Raw genomic sequence first — 12,534 nt, 5'->3', positions numbered from 1 at the left:
TCCCATTGTGTTTCAACTGTGTGGTTTTCGAACTATGTAGCCGTGCGTTTCGACAAATAGCTGTCGAGCAGCGGGGCAATCGCCGCCCACCCGGCTGGGGTCACCAAACCGGCGTGGTCGTACGGCAGATGGTGTACTGCCATGTCCTGGTCCCCGCGGACTCCGCGCCAGCGATCAGCCAGCAGCTGTCCGGACGCCTCGGCGTCGGCGGTGATCAGAGTAACCGGTCCGTCGTAGGTTGTGTCGGTCGAGCTGGCCACGAGCAAACGAGTGGCATCAAAACCCGCCCGAACAGCGTCGACCAGTCCCGGTGCCTGAGTGAGGATCTCGGGTGGCAGGGCGGCGGCCAGATCTCGGTCGTCGGCATCGTCGCGACCGCGATCGTCACGATCTCCCAGCGGATGAGTATCGATCAGACCGGCGAACTCCACTGTCTCGCCGATATCGACCAGCTGAGCAGCCATCGCGGCAACGACGTTGCCACCGAACGAGTAGCCGAGCAGGTGGTACGGCCCGCTCGGTTGCACGCCGCGAATCGTGTCGACGTACATCGCTGCCAGTTGGTCCACGTTCGTCGGTTCGAGTGGCTCCCCGGCAACTGTGGGCAGTTGCAGGCCGAACAGCGGACGGTCGGCCTCGAGAACACCGGTCAAAGGCGCAAAGGGCCAAGCGAATCCACCGGCCGGATGCACGCAGAACAGTGGCTCTCCGCTGCCGTCGGCTCGCAGTGTCAGGAGGCGATCACGACTCAGATCGATTTCGGACGCCGACTCGTCAAGGTGTACTGCAAGTTCTGCAACTGTCGGACGGGCCATCAGCGTTCCCACACCGACGCTCACCGACAGGTCGTGCTCCATCTCCCCCACCAGTCGCATGGCTCGAAGCGAGTCGCCGCCGAGATCGAAGAAACTCTCTTCGGGATCGACTGCCTCGACGCCGAGTACCCGCGCAAAGACCTGGCACAGTTGCCTTTCCATCTCGGTTCGCGGTGCTCGGGCCGCTGCTCGGGCGGGGGGTGCCGGCAACGCACCGCGGTCCAGTTTTCCGTTGGGCGTCAGCGGGATCGAGTCCACGACGACGATGTCCGACGGAACCAGGTGTGCCGGTACGCGTTCCCGCAACGCAGCTCGCAGATCGGTTGAATCGGCACCGGGTTCTTCGATGACGTAGCCGACCAGTCTCGGCGGCGCACCGCCTTCGCTACGGACGGACGCTGCCGCTCGCAACACTCCCGGCAACGACGCCAACGCGGATTCCACTTCACCCAATTCGATCCGAATGCCTCGGATCTTGACCTGATGGTCCGCGCGACCCAGGTATTCGAGTTCACCGTCGCGACGACGCAGTACGACATCGCCCGTGCGGTACATGCGCTTGCCGACGGAGTAGGGATCAGCAACGAACACAGCGGAGGTCAACGCGGTCCGGTGAAGGTAACCCATCGCCGTTCCGTCTCCGGACATGTACAGCTCGCCCGCCGCTCCGATCGGTACCTCCCGCAGACCCGAATCGAGTACCCGCGCAGACGCGTTCAGAATCGGACGACCCAAGCAGGGTGTCTCGCTCCCCTGAACCGGGGATCCCATCGCGTTGATCGTGAACTCCGTCGGCCCGTAAAGGTCGTACCCGTCGACACCGTCCTGATCGCGCAATCGCGACCACAACTCGGCAGGTACAGCTTCTCCGCCGAGCATCACCAACACCGGCGTCCGCTCACCGTCGAGGAGACCGGCGGCCATCAGTTCCCGTGCATACGAGGGGGTTACATTCACGACGTCGATACCGACTTCGCGGTAATGCTTCACCAGAGACGCGGGGTCCAGTCGCGCCTGCTCGTCGATCACGTGAACTTCGTGCCCCGCGAGCAACCAGAACAGTTCCTCCCACGACATGTCGAACGAGAACGAGACTGTATGCGCGATGCGCAGACGTCGGCCACCCACACTGTTTTCGGTCGGAGTGAATATCTCGGCCTTGTGATTGTGATACATCGTCGTCAACCCGCGGTGACCCACCACGACGCCCTTGGGTTTTCCGGTACTGCCCGAGGTGTAGATGACGTAGGCAGGCTGGTCCGGTGAGGTCGGCCCGCAGACCGCAGCCTCGTCGACAACTGGTGCCGAAGACTGCCCGTCGAGTACCCCGGCCACGTCCGGGTCGTCGAGGACCAGACATGGCTGTCCATCGGGAACAACGAGGTCACGCGTCTGAGTCGTGGTGACTACCAGCGCCGCATCGCTGTCGAGGATGAGTTCGCGCAGGCGTGCCGGCGGGTGAGCCAGATCCAAGGGAAGGTAGGCCGCTCCGGTTCTCATGACGGCGAAGATTGCGACGACGTGATCGGCAGTACGCGGAAGCGCGAGCGCGACAACACGGGTCGGTCCCCCGCCTGGTACCGACTGCCCCAGCGCCGAAGCGAGTATCCGTGCCAGTCTGTCCACCCGAGAGTTCATCTCGGCTGCGCTCAGTGTGACGTCTCCGAAGACCAGCGCCGTCTCGTCCGGAGTTGCCGCTGCCCTTTCGCGCAGTAGTGCGTCCACGCTACCGCCGGCCTGGTCCGGCCGTGGCATCACGACGTGCTCCGAAGCGAATTCCGCGGGGGTGCGCGAAAGCGGAACCGCCGTGTCCGCCACCGTGGCGGTATCGGAATTCGCCATCACTTCGAGAATCGTGATGGTGCGGGACAGGATGTCCTGAGCCACGTCGTGCGGAATCAGGTCAGGACGGTTTTCGAGTGTGAGCGCCATCGCCGCGTCCCCGACACCCGGATCCACGTCGAGCGTGAGCGCATAGTGCGTGCCGTCCACCGCATCGAACCCGACGATTCCACTGCGACCGAACGTGTCTCGACGTGCCTGTTCGTCGCGAGGGGTGTTGCGGAAAACGTAGAGCGTGTCGAAGAGCGTGGCGAACCCTGCACTTCGCTGCACGTCGCCGAGCCCGAGATGGTGATGCCCCAGCAGCGAACCTTGTTCACGGAACAGGCGTCCGAGCAACGCCGAGATCTCCTCGCCTGGCCGGACCCGGACACGCACGGGAATGGTGTTGAGCGCCAATCCCACCATGCGGTCGGCGCCCTCGACCTCGGGTGAACGTCCCGAAACCGCCGATCCGAAGACCACGTCGTCACGGCCCGTCACGGCGCGCAATGCCAGGCCCCACGCCGCAGAGACGACGGTGGACAGCGTCACTCCGCTACGTCTGGCCAACTCGCGTACGTGCTCGGTGATCTTCTGTTCGAGCTGAACCCGGGTGAACACCGGCAACGGAGCGCGTCCGCCTGATCCCGTACCACCCACGAGTGTGGGTTGCTCGAGATCCGCGAGGTAGTCCTTCCAGGACGAGATGGCGTCCGTGCGATCCGCTTCGGCGATCCATCGCAGGTGATCACGGAAGTCCGCAGGCTTGTCGAGCGCGCCGCCGAGTCCAACCGGGTCCGTGCCGTGTGTGCGAGCAAACTCGTAGAGCGCAAACAACTCCGCGTACATCAAGGTCTGCGACCAACCGTCGGTCAGCAGGTGGTGCTGAGTGAAGACGAGGTGCGCTCCACCACCTGGCAACCAGACCAACACCATTCGAATGAGTGGCGGCGCACTCAAGTCGAACAGCCTGCCGAATTCAGCCTCGTCGACGGCGCGGACCTCGATATCCAAGTCGTCGGGTGCGACTGCGCTCAGATCGATTTCGCGGAAAGGCATTTCGGCTGCCCTGGGCACGAACTGCACCGGAGCGTCGAACCCGGCGTGTGTGAAGCCGGCCCGCAGGTTCGGATAGCGCCGCAAGAGCGCATCCCCTGCTGCGCGGAGTGAGCGAACGTCGACGGCGGCATCGGCGGAGAACTCGAATCGCGGCTGCATGTGATAGACATCCGTGCCGCCGGCGCCGTCGAGAACCGACTGGAAGTACATGCCTTCCTGCAAGGGACCGAGTGGCAGCACGTCCTGCCAGCCCGGGCTCAGCGACTCGAGCCGTGCCCGACGATCCGCATCGACGGCCACGAGCGGACTCGGCACGCGATCCGGCGCGGTGTCGGGCAATGCCTTCCGGTCCACCTTCCCGTTGAGGGTGAGTGGTAGTGCCTCGAGCACCGTGATGGTCTGCGGCACCATGTGTTCGGGTAGGAGCCGCGCAATCTCCTTGCGCACCAGTACCGAATCGAGCGTGGTTGCACCTTCGGGAACCACATACCCGTGCAAACTTCCGGTACCCGCCGCATCGACGCGAACGGTGGCTGCCGCGCGGAACACACCTGCCACCGATCCGAGCGCGCCTTCGACTTCGCCGAGCTCGATGCGGAAACCGCGAACCTTCACCTGATCGTCCGCACGACGAAGGAAGTGCAAAACCCCTCGCCGGCGTCGGACCAGATCGCCGGTGCGGTAGAGGCGTGCCCCCGGCAGAGAAGGATCGGCGACGAACCGAGCGACGGTCAGATCGGGGCGGTTCAGGTATCCGCGGACCACCTGCGCACCGCCCAGATACAGCTCGCCCGCAACGCCTTCCGGAACCTCACGCAGGTCGTCGTCGAGGATTCGCACGTGCACATCGGTCCAGGGCTGACCGATCGTGACTCGGTCGCCGGTCGTGATGACCGAAGATGTCGCCCACACCGTGGCCTCGGTGGGTCCATAGACATTCCGGACCGAAGCAGCGTTGGCCACCAGATCGTCGGCCAGATCCTGCGGGAGGGCTTCCCCTCCCACCAGGGCTCGCACCATGGCGAGTCCGACTGCGTTCTCGTGTTCGGTGACCACTCGCCACAGCGCCGGCGTTGCCTGCATCACTGTCGCATCGCTTGCGATGATCAACGCCGACAACGCATCCGGATCGCGAACCGTCCTGCGGTCTGCGATCACGACAGTCGCGCCCGCCGCGAGCGGGCACAGCAACTCGAGTGCCGCGATGTCGAACGACACCGTTGTCACCGCGACGATGCGATCGCCCGGCCTGATCCAGCAATCCTCGAGTACCGTGTCCGCGAAGGCTGCGAGGTTGCCCGTCGAGACCATCACGCCCTTGGGGCGACCCGTCGAACCGGAGGTGTGGATCATGTAGGCGAGGTGATCACCCGCCGCGGGCGGCGGAGGAAGCACGACACCCGAGTTGGTGAACTCACCGTCCACGAAGACACTCGTGGCGACCGTCAACGGAAGTTGCCCGGCGCTGTCGATACTGGTCAGGACACACACCGGAGCCGCGTCCTCGATCATGAACTCGAGCCGCTCAGTCGGGTAATGGACGTCGAGTGGCAGGTACGCAGCGCCGATGCGCAGTACCGCGAGCAGTCCGGCCACCAGATCCGCATTTCGATCCAGCGCGACGGCGACTACCTTCTCGGGTCCGGCGCCGACCGCGAGAAGTTCGCGGGCCAGCTCGTCGACGCGCGCCGACAGTTCCCCGTAGGTAATTCCGACCTCGCCGGAGATCACCGCGATGTCGTCGGGGTGGCGGCTGACGTGTCGAGCGAACAACTGCGAGATCCCCGACGGCGGCGTCGCGCGTCGGCCCGGGTCGCGATCCGGCTTGTTTTCCGCCAGTCGCAGATCCGCGACGACAGTGCTGATTTCGTGACCGAGGACCGCGATCACACCGTCGAGCAATGCGTCCGCAGTCGCGGCGTCGAACAGCCCGGCATCAACCGTCAATCGAAGTTCTGTTGCGGTTCGGACGAATTCGAGGTCGACGCTCTTTCCGGGCGAGTGACCGACACGGGCAGCGAACAGGCTGCTCGTCGGACGCCCGAGTAGATCCGCGATTCGGTCGAGGCTGACATCGGAATGCGCAAGTGCCTCGGTGACAGCGTTTTCGACTCGCCGAACGACATCGGCAATTCTCGGCCGACCGGACAGGTCGACCCGAATCAGGGTGTCATTCCCTTCCGAGACCAGTCCGACCGCAAGGTCCCGACCACCGCCGAAGCTGTTCAGCGTCGCCGCCACGGCAGCCAACAGCACCGCGTCGAATCCTAGTTCGTCACCGAACCGGGCATCGCGTAGCTGACGGAGGTAGGTGTGCGGGCGGTACTCTTCGCCGCGCGGGCGGTCATACGGAAGGTCCGTTTCGAGGGGCAGGTCCGCGAGCGTGCGAACCCAGTACCGCTCGTGATCAGGATTTCCCGCCACCGCCGGGGCGCGGAACGTCGCCACGGTCACGACGGGTCGATCGACGCCAACGACCGAATCCGGCGAGAACTTCGTCCGATCGACGCGTGCGGCCACGGCAAGACCGAGGGGGGTCGGGGTGTCGAAGACATCCGAGACGACGACGCGAATTCCCAGCTTGCGCAGGCTTCCCACCAACCGCATCGCAGTGAGCGAGTGACCGCCGAGAGTGAAGAAATTGTCACCCGGATCGACGTCGGGAATCTCCAACACCGTTTCGACACAGGCGCACACTGCATCAACGACCGCGGGATCGACATCGATCGCAGGATCGGACGCGGCCACCTTTTTCGTGACAGCGACATTTTTCGCGGCAGACACCGCATCGGCAACGGACACTGCCTGTCGGACTACCGTGAGCACCTCGGATGCGGGAGCTGTCGGTTCGGTCAGCAACCCACGCAGGATCTCCGCGAGCCGTGTGACCATTCGCTGCGCCGTGGCGTCGGAGACAACTGCCGGATCGTGGTATAGAACCAGATCCAGATTGGTGCTCGGCGGCGCCATCAACGTCATCGGATAGTGCGTGACTCCGCGGTTGGTGAATCCCTCGACCCGCAGTGTGTGCGATGCAGGCTGTCCCGCACCGGAGTTCGGGAAGTTCTCGAACACCAGGAGCGTGTCGAACAGTTGCCCGATTCCGGCGATGCGTTCGATCTCGGCCAAACTGGTGTGTTCGACGTCCACGATGTCGAATTGGGCGTTCTGCAGACCGACGAACTGATCGAGCAAAGGCCGGTGCGCGACGATGTCGAGGCGGGCCGGAATCGTGTTGCTGAACAACCCGACCATTCCCTCCACCCCCGAGAGTTCGGCAGGTCGGCCGGACACCGTGGCCCCGAACACGACGTCCCACTGTCCTGTCGCTTCGGCGAGCGCTGCCGCCCACGCACCCTGAACCAGGGTGTTGACCGTCAGCGCTCGCGCACGGCCGAGTTCGATCAGCGCTTCGGCGTCCGATGTCGCGAGAGGAACCTCGAGCGCGACGGGCACACTTCGCGGCGCTCCGGCATCGGCAACGAGAGTCGGCGCGGTGAGCCCACGCAAACGCTCGCTCCACGCTGCGCGGGCAGAGTCCTGATCACGGCCGGCGATCCATGCCAAGTAGTCGCGATACGGCGTCGGCGCAGGGAGGCGGCTGTCGCCGTCGTGGTAGACGTTCATCAGCTCGCGCAGGACGATCGGAGTCGACCAACCGTCGGTGAGCAGGTGGTGCGCGTTGAGGACCAAACGGTGCACCCCGCCGGGCAGCCGAACCAGTAGTGCACGCAGCAGAGGCGGTGTACTGACGTCGAAGACATGCTTGGCGGCCTCGTCCTCGAGCTGATCTGCAGAGCGGAATGCAGTGTCAGCTGGAACGGAGGTCAGATCGACCGAACGCCACTCGACTTTTGCGCCGCGCGGAATGATCTGAACGGGCCGTTCGAACTGCTCGTAGTGAAAAGCTGCGCGAAGGTTCGGGTGCCTGTCGATCACGGTCTCGAACGCGTCGGCCAACTTCGCCTCGTCCAGTGGCCCGGAGAGGTCGAAGCGTGCAGTGAGCGTGTAGACGTCTGCGGCTCCGTCACGGACCGCATGGAACAGGAGACCTTCTTGTAGCGGCGAGAGCGGAAGGACGTCGGCAAGCGGTCCGTGGACGGCTTCGAGTTCGTTGATCCCGGCCTGATCGACCACCGCGCCCTGGCCGAAGATCGTCGCCGAGCAATCGGAAGGCGTCAAACCACCCTCGAAGAGCGCGGCATGCGCGGTCAGGGCAGCGAGCGCACGTTCCCAATGCTCTTGCAGCTCGACGATCGTCGCGCCGTCGAGCACTGAACCCGCCGCAGTCCATTCGACCGCCAGCGTCGTCGAGTCGTCCTCTCGGACAAATGCGTTGAGCGCCAGCACTTCCGACATTGCCTTGCTCGCCGGTTCGATGACCGCGAATGGATCCTGCTCCGGCAATCGCCATCCGGTTCCGGGTAGGGACGGGAAGCGGCCGAGATAGTTGAGCAACAGTTCAGGTGTAGCGCACGCGGAAAGGTCAGGTGCGGTGTCGCGATCCAGATGCCGCAGAACTCCGTAGCCGACTCCACCTCCGGGTACGGCGCGTTTTGCTTCCTTCACCGCACGAAGCAGATGCCCGGCAGCTGCTCCCCCGCTCAGTGCGTCGGCAAGATCGTCTGCGGTGAGCAGTGCATCGGTGGGAACCCGAACGGGGAACTCACTGGTGAACCACCCGATGGTTCCGGCGAAGTCGGTGTCGCTGGCGAGCGCGTCGCGGCCATGACCTTCGACGGTAACTGTCTGCGCGGGCAGCCCAGTCAGGCCGCGACTGTGCTGCCATGAGCGCAAGGCAAGCATCAATCCCGCGAGAAGCACTTCGTCGGTCTTGGCTCGATACGCCGCCGGAAGCGTGGTCAACAGCGCGTCGGTGACGGCCGGGGGCGCAATGGTTGTCGTGCGAGAGGCGGTTGCGGTCACGTCGATCTTCGGGTCGAGACGACGACTGCCGATCGGCTCGTCGTCCGCCTGTACCGACGCGGACTTCCAGTACTCGAGCTCTGACGCCCTGCTGCCAGAGGCCCCGAATTCCGCGAGCAACCCTGCGTATCGACGCCACGAACTTCCGCCTGCAGCCAACCGGGCCGACCTACGCTCGCGCGCTGCATCGGTAGCTTCGTGGAGGTCTGGAAGCAGAATTCGCCAGGACACACCGTCGACGATCAAATGGTGAGCCACGACGATCAATTGGTCGGGTCGACCGGCCTCGGTATTGACCAGTACGACTCGCAGGAGTTCACCGGCGCGTGGGTCGAGACTCGCCGCCGACGCCTCCGCGAGCTCTCTGATCCGGGACGGCTCGGAGGTGTCGGACACCTCGCGAACGAGTCCCTCGCTGCGCACTGCACCGGCGTCCCGGACGATCAATTCGGCAGTGCCGCTGTCGTTGTCACGGCGCAGGAGCAGGCGTAGAGCGTCATGGTGATCGAGGATCGTCTGCACGCCGGACTGCAGGTCACCCAGTGAAAGGCTGTCGTCGATGCGCACTGCGGTCCATTGCGCGTAGCCCGCGATTGCCTCGTCTGTCGGATTCTTGTCGATCAGTGCTCGAACGATCGGCGGGGCGATCACGGTGCCGGTCGCCACGTCCGCAACCGAGGCTACGGCGTCGGCGTCATCGGCAATCTCACGCGCCGCAGCGGCGATGGTTCCCAGATCTCGCTGTGCCAGTAGTTCTTTGGGAGCAACGATCAGACCACGCACCCGCAGTCGACTGCTGACACTGATTGCCGTGATGCTGTCACCACCGAGGCCGAAGAAATCCTCGTCCACGCCGACGCGTTCGCGGCCGAGCACCTCGGCCACCACGTCACAGAGGATTTCCTCGTGTGGTGTGGATGCAGCGCGACCTGCCGATTCGGCAGCCGGGGCAGGTAGTGCCGCACGATCGAGCTTTCCGTTCACCGTGACGGGCAGTTCGTCCAGAACGACGATTGCGGCGGGAACCAGATGATCCGGTACGCGACCGGCGAGGTCACGGCGCAATTCTTCCTGCGGCGGAAGCGTCGCGCCGGCGGCGGCTACAACGTAGCCGACGAGGCTGGGCCGTCCCCCATCCGTGCGGATCAACGCAGCAGCCGCGCCGATTCGGGGTACCGATCCGAGAACAGCCTCGACCTCGCTCAACTCGACTCGATGTCCGCGAATCTTCACCTGCTTGTCGCTGCGACCGATGAAGTCGTAGCCCCGCCCCGGCACCCACCGCGCCACGTCCCCGGCGCGGTACATCAGATCTCCCGGAGCCCCGAAAGGATCTGCGACAAAACGCTCGGAGGTCGCGCCGGCGCGGCCGAGGTAGCCCCTGGCCAATTGCGGTCCCGCCAGGTAGAGCTCACCTCGTTCACCGTCGGCGACCGGCTCGAGCGCGCTGTCGAGCAGGTACGCACGGGTACCCGCGAGGGGGTACCCGATACGCGGTCCGGCACCTTCGACCGTGGTCGCGATCGCGTCGACCGTCGTTTCTGTGGGGCCGTACAGGTTTCGAGCCGGAACACCGGATTCGATGATCGCGTCCCACAGTGCGGGCGGTGCCGCCTCGCCACCCACGACGAGGAGCTGCAACCGCTGCGTACGCAGCAACCCGTTGTCCACCATCGCTGCCGCCATCGACGGCGTCGTGTCGACCACGTCGACGCAATCTCGCTCGAACGCCGCGACCAGAGCAACCGCGTCCTTCTGCAGTTCCTCGTCGTATACGTGCACACGATGACCACACAGCAGCCACAACAGTTGATCGAGAGACGCATCGAAGGCGAACGACGCTGTGTGCGCGGTGTGCAGTTGACGGTTCCCGACGCGCTCGGCGGTGTCCCGGTAGATGGTGGCGCGATGGTGGTGAAGCAGGTGCGCCAATCCACCGCCTCTGACCAGCACACCCTTGGGCTTGCCTGTCGATCCCGAGGTGTAGATGACATACGCCAGGTGATCACCATGCCGTGCTGTCGCCAGTTCACCGAGTTCGAGTGGAAGCTCGGAATTAGCACGGAGTTCTTCGCGGACTGCGTCGGAATCGATGACGAGGGGGTCGGGCCGAGAACCTCCGACGAGTTGCTCGGCCAGAGTGGAAGTGGTGATCACGACTTTCGGCTGCGCGTCGTCGATCAGATCTCGCAACCGCTCGGCCGGGTGCTGCGGATCCAGGGCCACGTACGCTGCGCCCGCGTTCAATGTCGCGAGCAGAGCCACCACCATCTCGGAAGTACGCGGAAGCGCAAGTCCGACAATGTCGTCCGGGCCGACATCGCGGGCCCGAAGCAACCGGGCGAGCTTGTGGACGCGGCCACCGAGTTCTGCGCCTGTCAAACGTTCGTCACCGCATACGAGGACTGTGTCATCCGCGTGCTCGACGACGATGCGGTCGAACACGTCGGGAACGAGTTCGACCGAGCCGGGCAGCGGTGCAGTTTCGCGGCCGGCGAGAATCCGCGAGGCTTCGGCCGCAGGCATCATCTCCACCTGACCGACGGCAGGATCTCCCTCCCCGACCATCGCGTTGACGATGCTGACGAAACCGGCGAGGCGACGCTGAACCGATTCCCGAGTATTGGTACGCGCGTCCACTTCGAATCCGAGTAGAACTTCGCCGTCCGCAATGGGCGTCACCGTCAAACCCAGGTCCTCCGGCGGTCCCCCGGCGACGTTTTGCAGTACACCCACAGCGCCGGCGAAATCGAGGGCGAAGTCGAAAGCCTTGAGATTGATTCCGATCCCGTGAAGCAGTGCGCCGGTTCCGGCGACGCCCAGGTCCCGAGCAAGATTCTCACCGCGGTAGCGCTGGTGTGCGCGCAGGCTTTTCATCGTGGCGGCCACCTGCTTGCTCAGGTCACCGAGTCGATCGTGGCTGCGAATCGTCAACCGGAGAGGCAGAACGTTGACTGCCATGGCCGGCGTCTTGAGTGCCGTGCGGCCTACGCGCGCCATGAGTGGCATCGCGATGACAACATCCGTCTCGCCGAGCAGTCGGTGGAGAAACGCGCCGTAGCAGGCGATCAGTGCCTCGGCCCACGTTGTTCCCGTCGCGTCTGCCACCTCTTTGAGGCAGCTGAGGGCGTCGGCGGTAATGACCTCGCGAACCTGGATCGTTCGTTCCGCCGGACCGGTGACCTGCTGGCCGCGTCCGTCCAACGCGGGCAACGGCGTCAGGACATCACGCCAGTAGTCACGATCTTCCGCGAACTGCTCGCCAGCCCGGTACGCCTCGTCCTCCCTGACCAGATCTGTCATAGAACCGAATCGCGTTGGCGCGACCTCGGTTCCCTTCTTCGCGGCCGTGTAGTGCGCGGCGACTCGGCGCGAAATCATTGCTGCGCTGTATCCGTCGACGATCAGGTGGTGATAGAGCTGAATGCACCAGATCTCGCGATCGGAGAGCCTGATCAGCGAGTAGGTGTACAGCGGACGCTCCACCATCAGGCGGCAGTACTCGGACGCCCGGCTGCGCTCGGCGTCGACCAGTGCGTGCGCCACGGCTACGGGATCGCGCTCGTCACGGACGTCGGTGATCGGGATGATGCCAACCGGCTCGTCGGAGATGTACTGACGCGGGCCGTCCGCCGTCTCGATCATCCGCAGCCGCATGGTTTCGGCTTCACCGATCGTCGCCGTGATGGCGGCTGTCAGCAGTTCGGTGTCGATCGGTTCGTCGCCCGAGATTTCGAGCACCTCACCGACGAGGTAGCTCCGGGATTCGGGATCAAGCCTCTGTGCGTTCCAAATCCCGAGTTGAGCTCCTGTGAGAGCAAACGTAGCTTCGCTCGCCGCTCCGGAGTTCGAACCTGGAAGAACGCTCACACTGATCCCCTCGTCTGTGGACACACGTCACCCAAGGGTG

At 64.6% G+C, this 12,534-nt stretch carries 1 protein-coding gene; it reads right to left on the bottom strand.

The window, feature by feature from the left end; translation table 11 throughout:
• Nucleotides 1-32: 32 nt before the first annotated feature.
• Entirely contained in the window at nt 33-12,494 is a 12,462-nt protein-coding gene (locus tag AOT96_RS23835) for a non-ribosomal peptide synthetase (protein ID WP_231917318.1), read from the bottom strand.
• Nucleotides 12,495-12,534 lie beyond the last annotated feature (40 nt).

This window comes from Rhodococcus sp. 008, from assembly GCF_001682295.1.
Classification (GTDB): domain Bacteria; phylum Actinomycetota; class Actinomycetes; order Mycobacteriales; family Mycobacteriaceae; genus Rhodococcus_F; species Rhodococcus_F qingshengii.
This window is presented reverse-complemented; position numbering and strand designations above follow the sequence as displayed.